Annotated in this window: 18 protein-coding genes; 9 read left to right on the forward strand and 9 right to left on the reverse strand. The window is 69.4% G+C overall.

Features of this window, described 5'->3' with window-relative positions; genetic code table 11:
• The first annotated feature begins 3 nt into the window (after positions 1 to 3).
• Both ACV229_RS18780 and ACV229_RS18785 read left to right on the forward strand, forming a co-directional pair.
• Positions 4 to 654, forward strand: coding sequence for a hypothetical protein (locus ACV229_RS18780; protein ID WP_448084611.1), 651 nt, complete (start codon positions 4 to 6; stop codon positions 652 to 654).
• Positions 655 to 881: 227 nt separating this feature from the next.
• Positions 882 to 1,391 carry a flavin reductase family protein gene (locus ACV229_RS18785; RefSeq protein WP_448084612.1) on the forward strand — a complete coding sequence of 170 codons (510 nt, stop codon included), beginning with the start codon at positions 882 to 884 and terminating at the stop codon, positions 1,389 to 1,391.
• On the opposite strand, the gene ACV229_RS18790 is transcribed toward ACV229_RS18785, so the two are convergent.
• The gene (locus ACV229_RS18790; RefSeq protein WP_448084613.1) at positions 1,378 to 1,878 is read right to left on the reverse strand and encodes an Lrp/AsnC family transcriptional regulator; all 501 of its coding nucleotides are present in this window, start codon (positions 1,876 to 1,878) and stop codon (positions 1,378 to 1,380) included. The genes ACV229_RS18785 and ACV229_RS18790 overlap by 14 nt on opposite strands.
• A 130-nt stretch (positions 1,879 to 2,008) precedes the next feature.
• Here ACV229_RS18790 and kynB point away from each other — a divergent pair, with 130 nt between their 5' ends.
• The 3 genes from kynB to kynA all read left to right on the forward strand — a co-directional run bounded on the left by kynB (position 2,009) and on the right by kynA (position 4,992).
• Complete coding sequence (kynB, locus tag ACV229_RS18795; RefSeq protein ID WP_448084614.1) at positions 2,009 to 2,650, forward strand: arylformamidase; 642 nt, start codon at positions 2,009 to 2,011, stop codon at positions 2,648 to 2,650.
• A gap of 27 nt (positions 2,651 to 2,677) precedes the next feature.
• A complete protein-coding gene (gene kynU / locus ACV229_RS18800) occupies positions 2,678 to 3,931 on the forward strand; it encodes a kynureninase (RefSeq protein ID WP_448084615.1) in 1,254 nt (417 codons plus the stop codon).
• A 116-nt stretch (positions 3,932 to 4,047) separates the two neighbouring features.
• Positions 4,048 to 4,992, forward strand: coding sequence for a tryptophan 2,3-dioxygenase (kynA, locus tag ACV229_RS18805; protein WP_448084776.1), 945 nt, complete (start codon positions 4,048 to 4,050; stop codon positions 4,990 to 4,992).
• Between the two features lie 40 nt (positions 4,993 to 5,032).
• On the opposite strand, the gene ACV229_RS18810 is transcribed toward kynA, so the two are convergent.
• From ACV229_RS18810 to mdlC, 4 genes are all read right to left on the reverse strand, one after another.
• Entirely contained in the window at positions 5,033 to 6,427 is a 1,395-nt protein-coding gene (locus tag ACV229_RS18810; protein ID WP_448084616.1) for an MFS transporter, read from the reverse strand.
• A 309-nt stretch (positions 6,428 to 6,736) separates the two neighbouring features.
• Entirely contained in the window at positions 6,737 to 7,669 is a 933-nt protein-coding gene (locus ACV229_RS18815; protein WP_448084617.1) for a ketopantoate reductase family protein, read from the reverse strand.
• 14 nt (positions 7,670 to 7,683) lie between these two features.
• Positions 7,684 to 9,135, reverse strand: a complete 1,452-nt coding sequence (locus ACV229_RS18820) for an aldehyde dehydrogenase (protein ID WP_448084618.1) — start codon at positions 9,133 to 9,135, stop codon at positions 7,684 to 7,686.
• Positions 9,136 to 9,166: 31 nt separating this feature from the next.
• Entirely contained in the window at positions 9,167 to 10,789 is a 1,623-nt protein-coding gene (mdlC, locus tag ACV229_RS18825; protein WP_448084619.1) for a benzoylformate decarboxylase, read from the reverse strand.
• Between the two features lie 99 nt (positions 10,790 to 10,888).
• Here mdlC and ACV229_RS18830 point away from each other — a divergent pair, with 99 nt between their 5' ends.
• The 4 genes from ACV229_RS18830 (at position 10,889) to ACV229_RS18845 (ending at position 16,157) form a co-directional block, all read left to right on the forward strand.
• The gene (locus ACV229_RS18830; protein WP_448084620.1) at positions 10,889 to 11,800 is read left to right on the forward strand and encodes a LysR family transcriptional regulator; all 912 of its coding nucleotides are present in this window, start codon (positions 10,889 to 10,891) and stop codon (positions 11,798 to 11,800) included.
• 308 nt (positions 11,801 to 12,108) lie between these two features.
• Entirely contained in the window at positions 12,109 to 13,503 is a 1,395-nt protein-coding gene (dalD, locus tag ACV229_RS18835) for a D-arabinitol 4-dehydrogenase (protein ID WP_448084621.1), read from the forward strand.
• Between the two features lie 100 nt (positions 13,504 to 13,603).
• Positions 13,604 to 15,085: a xylulokinase gene (gene xylB, locus ACV229_RS18840; protein WP_448084622.1), complete on the forward strand. Its 1,482-nt coding sequence runs from the start codon at positions 13,604 to 13,606 to the stop codon at positions 15,083 to 15,085.
• 79 nt (positions 15,086 to 15,164) lie between these two features.
• Positions 15,165 to 16,157 carry a sugar-binding transcriptional regulator gene (locus ACV229_RS18845; protein WP_448084623.1) on the forward strand — a complete coding sequence of 331 codons (993 nt, stop codon included), beginning with the start codon at positions 15,165 to 15,167 and terminating at the stop codon, positions 16,155 to 16,157.
• Between the two features lie 81 nt (positions 16,158 to 16,238).
• Here the strand turns inward: ACV229_RS18845 and ACV229_RS18850 are convergent, their stop codons facing one another.
• The 4 genes from ACV229_RS18850 to ACV229_RS18865 form a co-directional block, all read right to left on the reverse strand.
• A complete protein-coding gene (locus ACV229_RS18850; RefSeq protein WP_448084624.1) occupies positions 16,239 to 16,952 on the reverse strand; it encodes a LuxR family transcriptional regulator in 714 nt (237 codons plus the stop codon).
• A gap of 38 nt (positions 16,953 to 16,990) precedes the next feature.
• Positions 16,991 to 20,107 (reverse strand): efflux RND transporter permease subunit, encoded by a 3,117-nt coding sequence (locus tag ACV229_RS18855; RefSeq protein ID WP_448084625.1) that lies wholly within the window; start codon positions 20,105 to 20,107, stop codon positions 16,991 to 16,993.
• Positions 20,104 to 21,195: an efflux RND transporter periplasmic adaptor subunit gene (locus tag ACV229_RS18860; protein WP_448084777.1), complete on the reverse strand. Its 1,092-nt coding sequence runs from the start codon at positions 21,193 to 21,195 to the stop codon at positions 20,104 to 20,106. Before ACV229_RS18860 ends, ACV229_RS18855 begins: the two co-directional genes overlap by 4 nt.
• A 79-nt stretch (positions 21,196 to 21,274) precedes the next feature.
• Entirely contained in the window at positions 21,275 to 21,892 is a 618-nt protein-coding gene (locus tag ACV229_RS18865; RefSeq protein WP_448084626.1) for a TetR/AcrR family transcriptional regulator, read from the reverse strand.
• Positions 21,893 to 21,912 lie beyond the last annotated feature (20 nt).

Genomic DNA, 21,912 nt, shown 5'->3' on the forward strand with positions numbered 1-21,912 from the left:
CCCATGCAGATCGGACTCTGGGCGGCGGTGCTCGCAAGCGGCCTCTACCACGGCCTCAACCCCGCGATGGGATGGCCGCTTGCGGTGTCGAACGGGCTGATGGCGCGCAGCGGCCGCGCGCTGGCCACCGCGCTCGGCTATCTCGCGTTCGGCCATGCGCTCGCCGTGTTCGCGGTGACGCTGCCGTTCGGGATGCTCGCCGCGCTGCTCGCGTGGCAGTGGCCGATCCGGATCGGCGCAAGCGTGCTCGTGATCGGCTTCGGCGCCGCGCTGCTGATCCGGCGGCGCCACCCGCGCGCGCTCGCGCGGATCCCGCCCGCGCGGCTCGGGCTCTGGTCGTTCGCCGTGGCCGTCGCGCATGGCGCGGGGCTGATGCTGGTGCCGATCTATCTCGGGCTTTGCGGGACCGGCGCGGGCGATCGGGGCGATCTGGCCGCGACGGCGCTCGTCGGCGCCCATCTCGGCATGGCGCTCGCCGTTGCAGCCGTGCATGCCGCCGCGATGATCGCGGCCGGCGGGCTGCTCGCATGGCTCGTCTACCGCTACCTGGGGCTGACGTTCGTGTCGAGAAGCTGGTTCAATCTCGATCGGGTCTGGGCGACGAGCCTCATGCTGATCGGCGCGCTGTCGCTGGGGTTTGCGGCTGCGCGCTAGGGTCCGTTCACACTGACAACGGGCTTGCGCCGGGTATCGGCCGGACTGTACGCTGCGTCACCGTACCGGCCTGCTGCGCGCCGCGCGCCCGCCCGCCGCGCGCGATTCCGCTAAAATCGGGCCATTCGTCCCACAACCAGACTGACCGCCTTGTCGCCTTTCACCCGCATCGCCCGTTTCACCCGCCGCGCGCCCGGCGTGCACGCGCCGCTCCGGAAGGCCGCCCGATGACCCGCGCGACCCCGCCGAATTTCGACGCCGCCGCGTTCCGGCAGGCGCTCGGCCAGTTTGCGACCGGCGTGACCGTGATCACGACGCGCGCGCCGTCCGGACAACTGCTCGGCATCACCGCGAGTTCGTTCAACTCGGTGTCGCTCGATCCGCCGCTCGTGCTGTGGAGCCTCGCGCACAAGTCGGCGTCGATGCCCGTGTTCCGCAGCAACAGCCATTACGTCATCAATGTGCTCGCGGCGACGCAGATCGACCTGTGCAAGCGCTTCGCGACGTTCAAGGGCGACCGCTTCGAAGGCATCGCGCACGCGGCCGGCAATTCGGGCATGCCGGTGCTCGACGGCGCGATCGCGTGGTTCGAATGCCATAACCGCAGCCGCTACGACGAAGGCGACCACGTGATCTTCGTCGGCGAAGTCGAGCGCTGTGGCGTGCATCCCGATGCGGGCACCGCCGCGCCGCTCGTGTTCCATGGCGGCGCGTTCCACGGTCTCACACAGCTTTGATCGCCCCGGTGCGCGCCAGCACGACTGGCGCGCCCGCCTCGTCCTTCAGCGTCTGCAGCACGATGTTCGAGCGGATGTCCATGACGCCCGGCGCCTTGTACAGCCGGTTCAGCACGAAATCGGAATAGTGCTTCAGGTTGTGCGCGAGCACGCGCAGCAGATAGTGGCTCTCGCCCGTCACGACGAACGCGCCGACCACTTCCGGCCATTCGCGCAGCGCCTCCGCGAACCGTTCGTGCCATTGTGTCTGCTCGTTGCGCATCGACACCTGCACGAACGCCTCCAGTTCGAAACCGAGCTTCTCGCGGCTCAGGCACGCGCGATAGTGCTCGATCACGCCCTGCTCCTCCAGCAGGCGCATGCGCCGCAGGCAGGCCGATGGCGACAGTGAAATCCGTTCCGCCAGATCGAGGTTGCTGATTCTTCCCTCCTCCTGCAGTACCGCGAGAATACGGCAGTCGGTGGCGTCGAGCGTGATCGCATGCATTTTTGGTCCCCGTTTTCCCTGTGATTCGAATTATCTGCCAATCTGGCGGTTTGTCCATGTCTATTTCGCAAGCACTTTCTGCGAGCGTCCGCCTATCATGCGAAGCATCGATTCGCACATTGGTCACGCCATGGACACACTCTGGGACATCTCGCCGCCCGTCGCCCCCGCCACCCCCGTGTGGCCGGGCGACACGCCGGTCACGGTCGAACGCGTGTGGCGGATGGAGGCGGGCTCGCCCGTCAATGTCGCCCGCCTGACGCTGTCGCCGCACACCGGCGCACACACCGACGCGCCGCTTCACTACGACGCCGACGGCGCGCCGATCGGCGAAGTACCGCTCGAAACCTACCTTGGCCCGTGCCGCGTGATCCACTGCATCGGCGCGTCGCCCGTCGTCACCCCTGCCGACGTCGCGGCGGCGCTCGACGGCGTGCCGCCGCGCGTGCTGCTGCGTACCTATGCGCAGGCACCCGTCGCGCATTGGGATCCGGATTTCTGCGCGGTCGCGCCCGCGACCATCGACCTGCTCGCGGAATGCGGCGTGAAGCTGATCGGCATCGATACGCCGTCGCTCGACCCGCAGGAATCGAAGACGATGGACGCGCACCACCGCGTGCGTGCGCACCGGATGGCGATTCTCGAAGGCATCGTGCTCGACGACGTGCCGCCCGGCGACTACGAACTGATCGCGCTGCCGCTCAAGCTCGCGACGCTCGACGCGAGCCCCGTGCGCGCGGTGCTGCGCGCGCTGCCCGGCCACGCCCGCTGACCCTTCCACACACTCTCTCTGCTCATCATGATCAAGACCCGTGAAGACGCGCTCGCGCTCGACCGCGACGACCCGCTCGCCCCGCTGCGCGACCAGTTCGCGCTGCCGGATGGCGTGATCTACCTCGACGGCAATTCGCTTGGCGCGCAGCCGCGCGCGTCGGCCGCCCGCGCGCAGCAGGTGATCGGCGACGAATGGGGCCAAGGCCTGATCCGCAGCTGGAACACCGCGGGCTGGTTCGCGCTGCCGCGCCGCCTCGGCGACAAGCTCGCGACGCTGGTCGGCGGCGCGCCGGACGAGACCGTCGTCACCGATACGATCTCGATCAACCTGTTCAAGCTGCTGTCCGCGATGCTGCGCTACCAGGCCGAACGTGCGCCCGAGCGCCGCGTGATCGTGTCGGAGCGTTCCAACTTCCCGACCGACCTGTACATCGCGCAAGGGCTGATCGCGCAGCTCGGCGGCGACTATGAACTGCGCCTGATCGATGACCCGGCCGACCTGCCCGACGCGCTCGGCGAGGACACCGCGGTCGCGATGATCACGCACGTGAACTACCGCACCGGCTACATGCACGACATGCCGGCCGTCACGCAGCTCGTGCATGACGCGGGCGCGCTGATGCTGTGGGACCTCGCGCACTCGGCGGGCGCGGTGCCGGTCGACCTGAACGGCGCACGCGCGGACGGCGCGGTCGGCTGCACGTACAAGTACCTGAACGGCGGCCCCGGTTCGCCGGCGTTCGTGTGGGTGCCGAAGCGCCATCACGCGCATTTCTCGCAGCCGCTGTCCGGCTGGTGGGGCCACCGCGCGCCGTTCGCGATGCAGCCCGAGTTCGCGCCCGATCCGGGCATCGCGCGCTTCCTGTGCGGCACGCAGCCGATCACGTCGATGTCGATGGTCGAATGCGGGCTCGACGTATTCCTGCAGACCGACATGCATGCAATTCGCCGCAAGTCGCTCGCGCTGACCGATGCATTCATCGCGCTCGTCGAAACGCGCTGCGAAGGTCATTCGATGAGGCTCGTCACGCCGCGCGCGCATCACCAGCGCGGCTCGCAGGCAAGCTTCGAGCATCCGCACGGCTATGCGGTGATGCAGGCGCTGATCGCGCGCGGCGTGATCGGCGACTACCGCGAGCCGCACGTGCTGCGCTTCGGCTTCACGCCGCTCTACACGCGCTTCGTCGACGTGTGGGATGCCGTCGAGACGCTGCGCGACATCCTCGCCACCGACGCGTGGAAGGCGCCCGAGTTCGCGACGCGCGGCGCGGTGACCTGATCGGCAGTCCGGTGCGTGCCGTGCGCACGCGCCGGACCGCGTCGCATCGCGCGGCATGGGCCGAGCGCCCCGCACACCCTCATTCAATCGTGGAGAAAGTCGTGAATTCTGGTCATATGCAGCCGCCCGGCAACGACGCGCCGGCGGGTTGCCCGTTCTCGGGCGCGCGTGCCAACCACCCCGCGCACGAAGCGTCGCACGTGCCCGGCGATGCCGGCGAAACGGGCGAACCTGGCGAAGCCGCCGGCTGGCACAACGCACAGCTCGATTTCTCGAAGTCGATGAGCTACGGCGACTACCTGTCGCTGACCAAGATCCTCGATGCGCAGCATCCGCTGTCGCCGGATCACAACGAGATGCTGTTCATCATCCAGCATCAGACGAGCGAACTGTGGATGAAGCTCGCGCTGTTCGAGCTGCACGCGGCGCTCGATGCCGTCCATCGCGACGCGTTGCCGCCCGCGTTCAAGATGCTCGCGCGCGTGTCGCGGATCCTCGAGCAGCTCGTGCAGGCGTGGAGCGTGCTCGCGACGATGACGCCGTCCGAGTATTCGGCGATGCGGCCGTATCTCGGCCAGTCGTCTGGCTTCCAGTCGTACCAGTACCGCCAGCTCGAATTCCTGCTCGGCAACAAGAATCCGCAGATGCTGCAGCCGCATGCGCACCGGCCCGACATCCTCGAGCAGGTGCGCGCGACGCTCGAGGCGCCGTCGTTCTACGACGAAGTCGTGCGCCTGCTCGCGCGCCGCGGCTTCCCGATCGCACCGTCGCGGCTCGAGCGCGACTGGACGCAGCCGACGCTGCACGACGACACCGTCGAGGCCGCATGGCTCGAGGTGTACCGGCATCCGCAGCAGCACTGGGAGCTGTACGAGATGGCCGAAGAACTCGTCGACCTCGAGGACGCGTTCCGCCAGTGGCGCTTCCGGCACGTGACGACCGTCGAGCGGATCATCGGCTTCAAGCAGGGCACGGGCGGCACGAGCGGTGCGCCGTACTTGCGCAAGATGCTCGACGTCGTGCTGTTCCCCGAACTCTGGCACGTGCGCACGACGCTGTAACCCGCCCTGCCTGCACGCCCGAACGCACCCGGTCACGCGTTCAAGGCGACGTGCGGGCCAGCTCGTCTGCGTCGCGCGGCAGCGCGTGCGTGCGCGGCAACCGCGGGATATGCCGCCGCACGACGAGCAACGCGACGAACACGACGCCCATCGCCGCGGCGACCATCGACAGGTACGCGACCGCGCCGCCTGCCGTGATCACGAGCGCACCGGCGAACGCGCTCAGGATCGCGCCGAGCCGGCCGAACGCGAGCGCGCTCGCGGTGCCGGTCGCGCGCACTGCGGTCGGATAGAGGTACGCACACAGCGCATACATCGTCGACTGAACCGCGTTGACGAACAGCCCGTGCGCACCGAGCCCGACGATCAGCCAGCCCGTATGACGGCTCGCATCGACGCCGATCAGCCACGCCGCGCTCGCGGCGCCGCCGATGCAGCACAGCGCGAGCGGCCAGCGCGATCCGAAGCGCGCGATCGCCAGCGCGCACAGCAACGCGCCGATCACGCCGCCGAGGTTGTACGCGGTCAGCCCCGATCCCGCGACCGCGACGGACAGGCCGCTCGCGGCCAGCATCGTCGGCAGCCAGCTGAATGCCGCATACACGGCGAGCAGGCACATGAAAAACGCACACCACAGCGCGAGCGTGTCGCGCGCCTGTCCATCCGTGAACAGCGTGCGGAAGCCGCCACCCGCCTGCGCGCGCGCATCGTTCAGGTCCGTGAACAGCGCGCCGGGCGTGACCGGTCGCTGCATCCGCGCGAGCAGAGCGGCCAGCTCCGGCCAACGCGCCGGACGCCGCACGAGGTAGCGCGGCGATTCGGGCAGCGCGCGCACGAGCACGAAACCGAGCACGAGCGGCAGCGCGCCGCCCGCGAAGAACAGCCCGCGCCAGCCGTAGCGCGGCAGCACCTCGTGCGCGAACAATCCGGCTAGCATCCCGCCGAGCGGCACGCAGACGATCGTCGCCGTCACCATCATCGTGCGGCGGCGCGACGGCGTGTATTCGGCGGTCATCGTCGTCGCGGTCGGCAGCGCGCCGCCGATCCCGAGCCCGGCGACGAAGCGCAGCGCCGCGATCGTCGCGACGTCGGGCGCGAGCCCGATTGCGCAGGTCGCCGCGCCGAACAGGAACACACTGCCGATCACCGCGTAGCGGCGGCCGAAACGGTCTGCGACGAGCCCCGCGCATGCGCTGCCGATCCCCATCCCGATCAGCCCCGCCGCGACCGCCGGCGCGAACGCGCTGCGCGTGATGCCCCACTCCCGGATCAGCACCGGGATCGCGAAGCCGATCAGCTGGCCGTCGAAGCCGTCGAGCACGATCGCGAGCGCGGCGAGCAGCACCACGCACTTCTGCATCGTCGTGAACGGTCCGTCGTCGAGCGTTGCGCCGATGTCGACCGACGGCGCCCGGGTTGCGTCGCGCGCGCTCATGCGGACCTCGATGCGTGGACCGGCGAATGCGTGCGAATGCGGCACGCGGCAGGACTGCGGCGAATGGTGGCTTCCATGACGTCTCCTGTCGACCAGAGTTAGCGCTTTAGCGCTTACTCTGGTCCCATGCTTCGGGGTCGACCAGAGTTAGCGCTTTAGCACTTGCTCTGGTCCCATGCTTCGCGGTCGACCAGAGTTGGCGCTTTAGCGCTTGCTCTGGTCCCATGCAAAGCTGATGACGACCCGGCGCCGTGGCACTGCCCGGCGCTCTCGTGTCGTGGCGCGGCTCGAGCCCGCCGCGGGCGTATTTCAGGTGTTGCGCGCGTCGATCAGGCGCACGAGGCCCAACAGCGTCTCGGTATGCGGCACCGCAATGCCGGTCTCGCGCGCCGCCGCGACCACCGCGCCGTTGATCGCATCGATCTCGGTGCGGCGGCCCGCCAGCACGTCCTGCAACATCGACGGGCGATGGCCGCGATGCGCGTCGATCGCGTGGCGCACCTTGGCCGCGATCCGCTCCGCATCGACCGCGATCCCCTTCGCGCACGCGACCGCGGCCGTCTCGGCGGCGATCGCGAGCGCGAGCCGCGGGCCGTCGTCGCGCGCGCCGAGCTGGTCGACCGTGCAGCCCGTCACCGCGCACAGCGTATTGAGCGCGGCGTTGAACGCGACCTTTTCCCAGATGGACGCCCACACGTCCGCATCGAGCGTGCACGTGAGGCCCGCGCGCGTCAGCGCATCGGCGGCGGCCGACGCGACAGGCCGCGTTGCACCGTCGGCGCTCATCATCCGGATCACGCCGTCGCCATGCGAACGCACGTGGCCGAGCCCCGCGACGTCGGCCGGCCAGGTCGTCACGCCGACGAGGATGCGCTCCATCGGCACGAACTCCCGCAGCGTCTCGACGTTGCCAAGCCCGTTCTGCAACGTCAGCACGCTCGTATGCGGCGTGAGCAATGCACGAACGCCACCGAGCGCCGCACGCGTATGCAGCGATTTCGTGAAGACGATCAGCAGGTCGAACGGTTCGCCGTGCGCAAGCGCTGCCGCATCGGGACGCACCGCGCGCAATGCCGACACGCGACGATCTCCCCGGTCGTTCTCGATGCGCAGCCCGTCGCGGTGGATCGCGGCGAGATGCGCATCGTTGACGTCGATCAGCGTGACGTCCTCGCCGGCTTCGGCGAGCAGCCCGCCGAACAGCGAACCCATCGCACCCGCGCCCAGAATCGCGATTCTCATCGGCGGCAAGCTCCTCAGAACGGATAGTGGCGCGGCGCGGTCTGCACGGTGATCCAGCGCAGGTCGGTGAATTCGGCGATGCCGGCCTTGCCGCCGAACCGGCCGAAGCCGCTGTCCTTCACGCCGCCGAACGGCATCTGCGCCTCGTCGTGCACGGTCGGACCGTTCACGTGGCAGATGCCCGATTCGATGCGCGCCGCGACGCGCATCGCGCGCGCGACGTCGCGGCTGAACACGGCCGACGACAGCCCGAACGCGTTGTCGTTCGCGCAGCGGATCGCGGCCTCGTCGCCGTCGACGCGCACGATTCCCTTCACGGGCCCGAACGACTCCTCCGCGTAGATCTGCATCTGCGGCGTCACGCGGTCGAGCAGCGTCGCCGGGAACAGCGTGCTGTCTGCCTTGCCGCCGCACAACAGCACTGCACCGTGCGCGAGCGCATCGTCGATCAGCGCGTTGCAGCGCTCGACCGCGCGCCGGTCGACGAGCGAGCCGAGCACGACGGGCCCGTTGCGAGGATCGCCGAGCGGCAGCGACGCGGCCTTGTCCGCGAGCTTCGCGACGAACCGGTCTGCGATCTTCTCGTCGACGATGATCCGTTCCGTCGACATGCAGATCTGTCCGGAATTCGCGAATGCGCCGAACGCGGCCGCGGCGACCGCCGCATCGAGATCGGCATCGTCGAGCACGACGAACGGCGCCTTGCCGCCGAGCTCGAGCACCGCCGGCTTCAGGTGCCGCGCGCACGTCTCGGCGATGATCCGGCCGACTCGCGTCGAGCCCGTGAAGTTCACGCGCCGGATCGCCGGATGCGCAATCAGTGCGTCGACGATCGCGCCCGCATCGGCCGGCGCGTTGGTCACGAAATTCACGACGCCGGGCGGCAGGCCGGCCTCCTGCAGCGCTTCGACGATCAGCCCGTGCGTGACCGGGCACAGCTCGGAGCCCTTCAGCACGACCGTGTTGCCGCAAGCGAGCGGCAGCGCGATCGCGCGCGTGGCGAGGATCACCGGTGCGTTCCACGGCGCGATGCCGAGCACGACGCCGGCCGGCTGGCGCACGCCCATCGCAAGCGAGCCAGGCACGTCGGACGGGATCAGCTCGCCGCCGATCTGCGTCGTCAGCGCCGCCGCTTCGACGAGCCCGTTCGCCGCGAGCTGCACGTTGAATTCGGCCCAGATCGCCGATGCACCCGTCTCGGCCGCCATCGCGGCGACGAACTGCTCGCGCTTCGCTTCGAGCGCGGCCGCCGCCTTCAGCAGCAGCACGCGGCGCGCGGTCGGTCCGAGCGCGGCCCAGCCGGAAAACGCACGCGCGGCCGCGTCGGCCGCGGCGCGCGCGTCGTCGACGGTGCAGGCCGGCGCTTCGGACGCAACCTCGCCGTCGAGCGGATTGCGGCGCGTGAAGGTCGCGCCGCCGGACGATGGGCGGCGCTCGCCGCCGATGAGCATCGATACTGTCTGCATGGGTTCTCCTCGATGGACGCGCGCCTGCGCGTCACGCGATTTCGATCTCGACGACGACGGGGGTCGGCGCGCGCAATGCTTCGGCCAGCGTATCGCGCAAGCGCGCCGCGTCGGACACGCGCACTCCGCGGCACCCCATTCCGGCCGCGAGCGCGACGAAGTCCAGGTTCGGCAGGTCGGTGCCCTGCACCGGATCGTCGGGGCCGAAGCCGAACACCGGTGCGAAATCCTGCAACGCGGCGTAGCGGACATTGTTCAGGATCACGAACGTGATCGGCAGCCTGAGCTGCGCGGCGCTCCACAACGCCTGGATCGAATAGAGGCTCGAGCCGTCACCGATCAGGCCGATCACGCGGCGGCCCGGCTGCGCGAGCGCGACGCCGACCGCCGCCGGCATCCCGTAGCCGAGTCCACCGCTGTCCATCGTGTAGAACGTGCCGCTCTGCGTGAACGGCAGGCGGTCCTGCATCACCGGGCGCGCGCTCGGCGCTTCCTCGACGACGATGTCGTGCGCGTCGCGCACGTCGGCGAGCGTCTGCAGCGCGAACGCGGCCGACATGCGCTCGCCCGCGTCGGGCGGCTGCGCACGTGCGCGCGGCGCGCGCGGTTCGGGCATCGGCCGCTCGGGCGGCGCGGCGCGCGCGAGCAGGTCCAGCGCCGCGAGCCGCAGGTTGCCGACGACGGCATCGCCTTCCGGCGTCCACGCGGCGACACCCGGATCGTCGACGAGCTGCACGAGCGTCGCGCCCGGCGGCACGTGCGGGCCGAAGCCTTCGACGTGATAGGTGAAGGCCGGCGCGCCGAACGCGAAGATCAGGTCGTGGCCGTCGAGCCGCGCGACGATCTTCTCGCGGATCGCGGGCAGGAAGCCCGCGAACAGCGGGTGATCCTCGGGAAAGCTGCAGCGTCCGGACATCGGCGCGACGTAGACGCGCGCGCGATGCCGTTCTGCGAGCTGCACGGCCTGCTGCCACGCGCCCGCACGCTCGACCGCCGCGCCGATCACGAACGCGGGGCGCCGCGCGGCATCGAGCGCATCGCCGAGCCGAGCGAGCGCCACCGGATCGGGCCGCACGGCGCAGCTCACGTCGCGCGGCGGCAGGAATTCGGCCGGCTGGTCCCAATCGTCGACCGGAATCGACACGAACACAGGCCCGCGCGGCTCCTGCATCGCGATCCGGTACGCACGCGCGATCGCCGCGGGCACGTCCTGCGCGCGCGCCGGCTCGATGCTCCACTTCACGTACGGCTTCGGCAGCTCGGCCGCCTGCGTCGCGCCGAGAAACGGATCGAACGGCAGGATCGCGCGCGCCTGCTGGCCCGCGGTGACGATCATCGGCGTACGGTTCTTGAACGCGGTGAACAGATTGCCCATCGCATTGCCGACGCCCGCCGCCGAGTGCAGGTTGACGACCGTCGCGTTGCCGGTCGCCTGCGCATGGCCGTCGGCCATCCCGACCACCACGGCTTCCTGCAGCCCGAGCACGTACTGGAAATCGGCCGGGAAATCGCGAAACATCGGCAGCTCGGTCGAGCCCGGGTTGCCGAACACGCGATCGATGCCGAACTGGCGCAGCAGGTCGATCACCGCGTCGCGGACGGTCGTTGGTGCGGCATGTGGAACAGGGGCGGCGGAGGGTTGATGGCCGGTCATGCGCGGGGGTCTCCTCGATTGCTTATCGGTTTCCACAGTATCGAAGGCCAAGGCATTCTTCGATACTGTATTTTCTGCAAAAAGCCATTACGTTCCGGCATGACTTTCGATCTCCGCCAATTGCGCGCTTTCACGACGATCGTCGCGTGCGGCAGCCTCGGGCGCGCCGCCGACGCGCTGCACGTCACGCAACCGGCACTCAGCCGGATCCTGAAGCGGCTCGAGGACCAGGTGGGCGCGCCGCTGTTCGAACGCCACTCGAAAGGCGTTCAGCTCACCGCGTTCGGCGCAGCGCTGCTGCCGCACGCGACGCTGCTGCAGCACGAGGCCGAGCACGCGCGCGAGGAGCTCGACGCGATGCGCGGCTTCGCGAAGGGCACGATCAAGGTCGGCGCGGTCGGCAGCATCGCGAGTCTCGTGCTGCCCGTCGCGGTCGGCCGTGTGCTCGACCGCTGGCCGAACCTGCGCGTCGAGATCCTCGAAGGCGTGTGGGACCGGCTCGCCGAAGGGCTCTGCAAGCACGAGATCGATCTCGCGCTCAGCGCGCACGGCCCCGACACCGACGAGATCGTCGCGATTCCGGAATGCCGGTGGGAAGACCGAAGCCATATCGTCGCTGCGCCGCACCATCCGCTGCGCGCGCTCGGCCGCGCGCCGACGCTCGCCGATACGCTGTCCGCGCGCTGGGCGATACCGCCGCGCGGCACCGCGCCGTACGAGCACATGCGCGCGACCTTCGACGCACACGGCGTCGGGCTGCCGGACATCGCGGTCGAGACGCGCTCCGTCACGACGCTGAAGAGCCTCGTCGCGCACGCGGGATTCCTGAGCTGGATGGCCGAGCCGATGTACGGCGCCGAACGGCGCGCCGGCACGATCGACACGCTGCCGGTGCGCGAAGTCGTCGCGGTGCGCACGCTCACCGCGTTCCGCCGCCGTCACGGGATCCTGCCCGGCCCGGCCGGCAAGCTGCTCGAGCAGCTCGTCGCGCTGACGCGCGAGGGCATCTGAGCATCCGGGCGTTGCCGAACCGGTCCGTACCGCCGCATCGCCGCATCGCCGCATCGCCGCATCGCCGCATCGCCGCATCGCCGCATCGCACCATTGAAAACCCGCCGTGTCACCTTGACTTTCGCTCGCCGCAATACGATCATTCGCCCACATACAGAGCAAATGATCGTATTGCGGCGAGCCACGTTGCCACGGGGCCCGAGCAAGCGCGGAAGCGCCAACTATGGTCAACCGCAAGGCATGAGCCCGGCGCAAGCGCTGAAACGCTAACGCTGGCCGACCGCGAAGCATGAGATCGGAGACACCGGATGAGCGAATCGCCCTCCCCCCACGCGCCTGTGCTGCTGCACATCGGCGCCGGATCGTTCCACCGCGCGCACCAGGCGTGGTACCTGCATCGCGTGAACGCGGCGGTGCCGCCGGCCGAGCGCTGGTCGCTGACCGTCGGCAACATCCGCGACGACATGCGCGCGACGATGGACGCGCTCGCCGCGCAACACGGCGCATACACGCTCGAGACGGTCACGCCGCAAGGCGAGCGCGCGTACGAGACGATCCGCGCGATCACGCGCGTGCTGCCGTGGTCGATCGATCTCGCCGCGCTGATCGATGCCGGCGCGGACCCAACATGCCGGATCGTGTCGTTCACCGTTACCGAAGGCGGCTACTACCTCGACGAGCACAACCGGCTCGACGTCGCGAATCCCGATCTCGCGGCCGACCTGCAAGGCGCGCGCACCACGCTGTACGGCGCGCTCGCGGCGCTGCTCGCGGAACGTCAAAGGCGCGGCGCGGGCCCGCTTACGCTGCAGAGCTGCGACAACCTGCGCAGCAACGGCGCGCGCTTTCGCGCGGGAATGCGCGAGTTCCTCGAACGGCGCGGCGCGCGCGAACTGCTCGACTGGTTCGATGCGAACGTCGCGTGTCCGAGCGCGATGGTCGACCGGATCACGCCGCGCCCGACCGACGACGTGCGCGCACGCGTGCGCGCGGCGACCGGCATCGACGACGCGTGCCCGGTGATGGGCGAATCGTTCATCCAGTGGGTGATCGAGGACCGCTTCGCGGCCGGCCGGCCGAAGTGGGAGCTGGCGGGTGCGGAACTCGTCGACGACGTGCATCCGTACGAGGAGGCGAAGATCCGCATCCTCAACGCGACGCACAGCTGCATCGCATGGGCCGGCACGCTCGCAGGCCACACGTATATCCACGAAGGCACGCACGACGCGGCGATCCGCCGCTTCGCGCACGACTACGTGACGCACGACGTGATCCCGTGCCTGAGCCCGAGCCCGCTCGACCTCGCGCGCTACCGCGACGTCGTGCTCGAACGCTTCGGCAATCCGTACGTGCTCGACACGAACCAGCGGGTCGCCGCCGACGGCTTCTCGAAGATCCCCGGCTTCATCGCGCCGACGCTCGCCGAATGCTTCGCGCGCGGCTCGGCGCCCGTCTCGACCGCGGTGCTGCCCGCGCTGTTCCTGCGCTTTCTCGAACGCTGGGCGCGCGGCGCGCTGCCGTACGCGTACCAGGACAGCGTGATGGACGAACGCGCGGCGCGCGCGATCGTCAACGCGGGCGACCCCGTCGCCGCACTGTGCGCGGACCGCCAGCTGTGGGGCTCGCTCGCGGGCAACGCGGCGCTGTTCGAAGCCGTGCGCGCCGGGCTCGCGCGCGTCGACGCGTGGCTCGCGTCGCGCTGACGCCGCCGCATATCGGGTCAACCCGGGGTCAAACCGGCATTGGCACGCGCACGCCTGCCCGGCTAAAGTAGCGGCTCCTCACTGACGAAGCGGATCGCACATGTATCTCGGCATCGACCTCGGCACCTCGGAAGTGAAGGTGCTGTTGCTGGCTCCCGACGGTACCGTCGTCGGCACCGCGGGCACGCCGTTTGCCGTGTCGCGGCCGCATCCCCGCTGGGCCGAACAGCATCCTGACGACTGGTGGCGCGGCACGCTCGCCGCGCTCGCCGCGCTGCGCGACCGTCATCCGCAAGCCTTCGCGCAGGTGCGCGGGATCGGCCTGTCGGGCCAGATGCACGGTGCGGTGCTGCTCGACCGCGACGATCGCGTGCTGCGTCCGGCGATCCTGTGGAACGACATGCGCAGCGCCGACGAATGCGCGCTGCTCACCGAACGCGCGCCCGACCTGCATGCGCTCGCCGGCAATCTCGCGATGCCCGGCTTCACCGCGCCGAAGCTGCTGTGGGTCGCGAAGCACGAACCCGACGTATTCGCGGCGACGGCCTGCGTGCTGATGCCGAAGGACTACCTGCGGTTCCGGCTGACCGGCGCGAAGGTGTCCGATCCGTCCGACGCGGCCGGCACGCTGTGGCTCGACGTCGCGCGCCGCGACTGGTCCGACGCGTTGCTCGCCGCGTGCGGGATGACGCGCGCGCAGATGCCGCGCATCGTCGAAGGCAACGCGCCGTCCGGCACGCTGCGCGCCGACGTCGCGCGCGAGCTCGGGCTGTCGGAAGCTGTCGTCGTCGCGGGTGGCGGCGGCGACAACGCGACGAGCGCGCTCGGCATCGGCGCGATCCATGCGGGCGACGGCTTCGTGTCGCTCGGCACATCGGGCGTGCTGAGCGTCGTCGGCGACCGCTTCATGCCGAACCCGGCATCCGCCGTGCACGCGTTCTGCCATGCGATTCCGGACCGCTGGCAGCTGATGAGCGTCGTGCTGTCGGCGGCGAGCTGCCTGCGCTGGGTCTGCAAGCTGACCGGCACCGACGAGCCGACGCTGCTCGCGGAAGTCGAGGCGCTCGACGCCGGCACGCTGGCCACGGCGCCGCTGTTTCTGCCGTACCTGTCCGGCGAGCGCACGCCGCACAACGATCCGTACGCGCAAGGCGTGTTCTTCGGGATGACGCATGCGACCGAGCGCGCGCATCTCGGCTACGCGGTACTTGAAGGCGTGACGCTCGGCCTCGCGGACGGCTTCGACGCACTGCACGCGGCGGGCGTGGAGACCGACAGCCTGTCGCTGATCGGCGGCGGCGCGCGCAGCGCGTACTGGGCGCAGCTGATTGCCGACGCGCTGAACGTGCGCACCTGCCAGCACGGCGGCGGCGAGACGGGCGCCGCGCTCGGCGCCGCGCGGCTCGGCTGGCTGGCGGTCGGCGGCGATCCGCACGCGGTGCTGACCAAGCCGCCCGTGCGCGCCGAATATGCACCCGACGCCGCACGCCATGCGGCGCTGCGCGAGCGCCTGGCCGCGTTCCGCGCGCTGTACCGGCATGTGCGCCCGCTGTACGAACCGTCGCGCGCGCGGCTTGCCTGAGTGACGTCGCCCCGCGCGACCTGTCCTTGAACGAAACTCGAACCGGCCCGCGGCGGCGAGTGCGGTACAGTGCATATCGATGCGCCGCCGGGCGGCTCGCCAGGATCCGAATTCAATCGCTATCGTGCCCAAGTCCTCAGAAAAACTCGATCTCGCCACGCGTGCCGCGTGGCTCTACTACGTCGCGGGCGACACGCAGAACGAAATCGCCGAGAAACTGCAGGTGTCGCGCCCGGTCGCGCAGCGGCTCGTCGCGTTCGCGGTCGAGAAGAACCTGATCCGCGTGCGCGTCGATCACCAGCTCGCCGACTGCCTCGACCTCGGTGCACAGCTGTCGAAACGCTACGGCCTGTCGATGTGCGAGGTCGTGCCCGTCGATGCGGACGCACCCGAAGCGATCGACCGCAAGCTCGCGGTCGCCGGCGCGCAGGTAATGGAGCGCTATCTGAACGAGACGCGGCCGATGGTGATCGCGGTCAGCAGCGGCCGCACGCTGAAAGCCGCGGTCGCGCAGATCGCACAGCTCGACCGACCGCAGCACCGGCTCGTATCGATGGTCGGCGCGATCGCCGCCGACGGCTCGTCGAACCGCTACGACGTCGCGCAGCACATCTCCGAGAAGACGGGCGGCAAGCACTTCCTGCTGCCCGCGCCGCTGTTCGCGGACAGCGACGCGGAACGCGCGCAGTGGTGCAATCACCGGCTGTACCGGATCGTCGAGGCGCTGTCGGGCGAGGCCGACGTTGCGTTCGTCGGCATCGGCAACATCGGGCCGCACTGCCCGCTCTACGAGGACGGCTTCATCACCGAACAGGAACGCGACGAGATGATCGCGCGCGGCGCCGTCGCCGAGCTGCTCGGCATACCGATCGACGCGCAGGGCCGCCTCGTCGACGTGTCGACGAGCGCACGCGCGACGAGCGTGTCGCTCGATGCGCCGCCGAAGCGCCCGACGATCGCGTTCGCTGGCGGCCTGAAGAAGCGCGACGCGGTGATCGCCGCGCTGCGCGGCGGCTGGCTGTCGGGGCTCGTCACCGACGAGACGTGCGCGCAGGCGGCGCTGGACGCATAGCCGACGCATCGGGAATCACCCCGCCCCGCCGCGCGCGGCCGCGACACGCAGCATCGACGTCGCTTCCGCGCGAACCGGACATCACTGAAGAAAGCCGAGCATCGTGGCCTTCATCACGGCCTCCGCCTTGTTGGCCGCGCGAAGCTTCCGCATCACGTTCATCAGGTGAAACTTCGCAGTCCGATCATAGATCGACAGGATCAGCCCGATATCGGCGTAAGTCTTGCCCGCGGCCGTCCATTTCAGCACCTCCTTCTCGCGGGCCGTCAGCGTCTGGCACACCTCCGGCATCGCCGTAGCGACGACGAGACGCGTCATCGCCCGGTGGGCCAGCGTCGTCAGCCACAGCACGTACGGCTCCTTGGACAGGAACTCGTCCTGGAGGATCGGCGCGGATTTTCTCAGCAGCGACAGCAGGCCGCTCGTGCCGAACTGCCCGCGCAACGGCATGCTCCATGCGTGACGGAACCGCTGATGCGACGGATCGACCCAGAAATCCGCCGCCTCCCCGCTGACGGCGGACCACAGGAACGGGACGGCTTCCCGCAACCCGCGCTGCACGGCCGGATCGGTCATGAAGCCGTCGCGCTCGACGTAGCTCCGGACCCACGTGTCCGGGCAATTGGAGAAGATGTAGTTCCTCGGGTTCGAGATCGGCAGCGGAATGCGCATCACATAGTAGAAGTGCTCGAAGCCGAGCTCGCGCGTCACGCACGTCATGCGCTCGATCAGCTCCGATTCCGAATTCAGGTCGGAAAACATGTTTCCGTAGCACATGCTCCAGTTGCTCGTCATTTTCTCGCCTCCCTGTTTTCCGGTTCGCACGTGCCCGGTCAGGAACTGAGGGACGTCTCTTCGCGCCGATATGCCGGGGGCGACGTTTGCGCCGCGTCGTCGCTCGCCTTCGGAGCGATGCGGAACCAGATCGCGTACAGCGCCGGGAGAAACACGAGCGTCAGCGCCGTGCCGCCGATCGTGCCGCCGATCAGCGTGAACGCGAGTGCGCCCCAGAACACCGAGAACGTCAGCGGAATGAATGCGAGCGCAGCCGCGAGCGCCGTCAGGATCACCGGTCGCGCGCGCTGCACGGTCGCCTCGATGATCGCGTCGTACGGATCGAGGCCGTCGGCCTCGTTCTGATGGATCTGCCCGATCAGGATCAGCGTGTTGCGCATGATGATACCGGCGAGGCCGATCAGCCCGAGGATCGCGTTGAAGCCGAACGGCTGGCGGAACAGCAACAGCATCGGCACGACGCCGACCAGCGCGAGCGGTGCGGTCAGCAGCACCATCGCCATCGCCGCGATCGAGCGCACCTGGAAGATCACGACGATCATCATCAGGATCAGCATGATCGGAAACACGGCGGCGAGCGCGGCGTTCGCCTTGTTCGCTTCCTCGAGGGCCGCGCCCGTCTCGATCCGGTACCCCGGCGGCAACGCGGCGACGATCGGCCGGATCGCCTGAATGATTTCGTTCGAGATCTCGGGCGGCTGGAATTCCTCGCCGATGTCGCCACGCACGGTCATCGTCGTCAGGCGATCGCGACGCCGCAGGATCGGGTCTTCCATGCGAATCCCGACCTCGCCGAGCTGGTCGAGCGGCACCTTCTGGCCGGCGCTGCCCGTCAGCGTGAACGCCCCGAGCTTCGCCGGATCGAGCCGGTCGGGGCCTGCGCTGCGCGCCACCACCTGGACCGAGCGGATGTCCTCGCGCACCTGCGTGACAGGGGCGCCCGTCAGCAGGAACTGAAGCTGCTGCGACGCATCGTGCGTGCTCAGGCCGATCGCGCGCAACCGGTCCTGATCGAGCGAGATGCGGATCGTCGGCACGCGCGGCCCCCAGTCGGCGTTCACCTGCCGCATCGACGGGTTCGCGCGCATTACACGCTCGACCTGTCCGGCGATCTCGCGGACCTTGCCCTCGTCCGGCCCCATCACGCGAAACGCGACGGGGAATGGTGAATACGGCCCGAACACGATCTGCGTCGCGCGCACCTGCGCGTCGGGCGCGAGGCCCTGCGCGACGGCGGTGCGCAGCTTCAGCTTCAGCGCCTCGCGCGCCTTCTCGTCCTGCGTCAGCACGACGATCTTCGCGAACGACGGGTCGGGCAGCTCGGGCGACATCGCAATGAAGAAGCGCGGCGCCCCTTGGCCGATGTAGCTCGTGACGAGCCGGGCCTCGGGCTGCTTGCGCAGCCATGCCTCCACCTTGTCGACCGCCGCGCTGGTGGCCGCGATGCCGGTTCCTTCGCTCATCCGCACTTCGACCAGCACTTCCGGCCGGCTCGAGATCGGGAAGAACTGCTGCTTGACGAGACCGAGGCCGAGCACCGCGGCCGCGAACGAAACCACGACCGCGAACACCACACGTTTCTTGTGCGCGACCGTCCATGCAAGCAGCGCGCGGAACTTGCGATAGGCCGCGGTATCGTAGAGGGCGGCGTGCCCGCCCGCGACCGGCCTGATCCGCGGCAGCAGCTTGACGCCGAGGTACGGCGTGAAGGCGACCGCGACGACCCAGGACGTCAGCAGCGCAAAGGCCACGACCCAGAAGATGTTGCCCGCGTATTCGCCCGCGCTCGACTTCGCGAAGCCGACCGGCATCAGCCCGATCGCGGTCACGAGCGTGCCCGCGAGCATCGGCGCGGCGGTATGGCTCCACGCATACGTCGAGGCCGCGATCCGGTCGAATCCTTCCTCCATCTTCACGACCATCGTCTCGATCACGATGATCGCGTCGTCGACGAGCAGCCCGAGCGACAGGATCAGCGCGCCGAGCGTGATGCGATCGAAATCGCGTCCGGTCGCGAGCATGATGATGAAGACGCCCGCGAGCGTGAGCGGCACCGCGGCCGCGACGACGATCCCCACCCGCCAGCCGAGGCTGATCAGGCACACCGCGATCACGACCGCCAGCGCGACGAAGAACTTCAGCATGAACTCGTCGTACGCTTCCTCGATGTTGACCGCCTGATCGGTGACTTTCGTCAGCGACAGGCCGAGCGGCATCTGCGCCGAAATCGCCGCCACCTCCTTGTCGAGATCCTTGCCGAGCTGCAGGCCGTTGTAGCGCTCCTTCATCACGACGCCGAGCAACAGCGCCGGCTCGCCCTGGTTGCGGATCAGGAAGGTCGCGGGATCCTCGTAGCCGCGCCTGACATCCGCGATGTCAGACAGCCTGAGCGTCCGGCCGCCGGCGACGATCGGCGTGTCGCGGATCTTCTGCAGGTCGTCCAACGCGCCGTCGAGGCGAATCAGCACCTGTGGTCCGGCCGTGTCGATCGAGCCGGCGGGCGTCACGAGATTCCGGTCGTTCAGCGCGGCAAAGATGTCGCGCGGCGAGATGCCGAGATTCGCGAGCCGTGCATACGAGAACTCGACGAAGATGCGCTCGGGCCGCTCGCCGACGATGTCGATCTTCTTCACGCCCGGCACGTGCAGCAACCGCTGGCGCAGCGCTTCCGCCTCACGCACCAGCACGCGCGGCGGCTCGCCGCGCGCCTTGAGCGCGTAGAGCGCGAACGTCACGTCCGCGTATTCGTCGTTGACGAACGGTCCGGCCACGCCCTGCGGCAGCTTCCCCGTCTCGTCGCCCAGCTTCTTGCGCGCCTGGTAGAACTCTTCCTGCACGGCTGACGGTGGCGTGTCGTCGCGCAGCGTGACGGTCGTGAAAGCGAGCCCCGGTCGCGTGAAGGTTTCCGTGCGGTCGTACCACTTCAACTCCTGCATCCGCTTCTCGAGCGGCTCGGCGACCTGGTCCTGCATCTCCTGCGCGGTCGCGCCAGGCCACGCGGACATGAAGGTCAGCTCCTTGACGGTAAACGCCGGATCCTCCGCGCGCCCGAGCTTCAGGAACGCGAGCGCGCCGGCGACGGACACCGCGATGATCAGGAACAGCGTGACCGCGCGTTCGCGCACTGCGAGCGCAGAAAGGTTGAAGCCGCTCATTGCTGCGCTCCCGCGAGGTGCACGCTCTCGCCGTCGTGCAGCAGGTGCGCGCCGAGCGCGACGAAGCGCTCGCCTGCCTTGAGCCCTTCCGCGACGGTGGCGGTCTCGTCGCCGATCGCGGCCAGCCGCACGCGCCGCCAGACGACCCGCGGCTTCGACCCTTCGACGACCCAGACGCCCGGGCCGTTGCCGCGATCGTAGACGGCCGCGAGCGGCACCTGCATGGCGGCGTCGCCGGTCGCGGCGCGCGCGTCGGGCACGTTGACCGTCACCGTCGCGCCGAGCGGCGCGCGCGCGATCGGCCCCTCGAGCACGTAGCGCGCCTCGAATGTCCGCGTCTGCGGATTGGCCGCATCGGAAAGTTGCCGCAGGCGTGCGTCGCCCGCCAGGTCCGCGCCGCCGTACAGCGTCGCGCGGCCCGTGGAGCCGAGCGCGGGCCGGAACGTCTCGGGCAGGTCGACGACCGCTTCACGCGGGCCGGAACGCGCGAGCCGCACGACCGTCTGCCCCGCAGCCACCACCTGCCCGGGCTCGCCGAGCGTGCTCATCACGACACCGTCCGCATCGGCGACCAGCACCGCGTAGCCGGCCGCGTTGCGCGCGACGTTCGCGCGCGCCTGCGCGGCACGAAGCTGCGCCCGCGCAGTGTCGGCGGCAGCCCGCATCTGGTCGTACGCGGATGCCGACACCGCGCCGGCGGAAACGAGCCCGCTGTAGCGCATCTCGTCGGCCGCGGTCTGGTTCGCGCGCGCCTTCGCAGCGGCCACGGCGTCGTCCTCGGCACGCGTCGCGAGCTCCAGGTCGGTTGCGTCGATCCGCATCAGCGGCTGCCCGCGCCGCACGGTCTGGCCGGCATCCACCATCCGCTCGACGATCTTGCCCGGCACGCGGAAACCGAGGTCGCTTTGCACCCGCGCGACGACGGTACCCGTGAAGGTCCGGCCGACACCCCCGGCGTCCCGCGCGATGTCCGTCCGGACGAGCGGTGTCGCGGTGCGCGGATCGTCCTGCTTCGCGGGACCGCAAGCGACGAGGCCGAACGCAATCGAAGCGGCGAGAACAGCCGGCGCGGCCGCGCGAATGAGCAACATGGGCAATCTCCATACTGAAGGAGGCCCAAGTGTGAATCATGTGACCAATATCGTCAATGGTCACAACAAAAGGACATCAGGGTGACAGGCTGCGCAGCACGAGGTTGCAGACGGCCTTCGACGCGTCCTCGGCATGGTCGAGGTGGTACTGCAGCATCACCGGATTCACGAACGGCTGCATCACGAGGAAGATCGCACGGCAGGTCTCGTCGAGCGGCGTCTTGCGCTCGAATTCGCCGCTTTCCCGCCCTTCGCGGACGATCTGCACGATCGCGCCCCTGATCTTCTCTTCATGCTCGATCGTGGTCTGCCAGCCCTCCGCGATCGCATATGCGGCAATGTCGTACAGCTTGCGGTCGGTGAAGAAGAACCCCACGCAGGCGGCGGTCATCGCCTGGAACATCCCGCGCAGCCTGTCGGTCGCGGACGCGCCGCCGGCGATCGCCTGGTCCGCCGCCGCCATGATCGTGCCGAGGCTCGTCGCGCAGATCGCCTCGCCGATCGCGCGCTTCGAATCGAAGAACTTGTAGATGTACGCCTTCGAGAAACCGATCGCCTTCGCGAGATCGGACACCGTCGTCTTGCCGTACCCGTAATGCCGGAAATGTTCGTTCGCCGCATTCACGATCTGGTCGCGGACGGCGTGGTCCGCCGGGCCGCGCCGGCCTGCGGGGAGAGACACGCTTTCAGTCATGGTTGGAAATCTGGAACATC

The organism is Burkholderia sp. MR1-5-21, assembly GCF_053427715.1.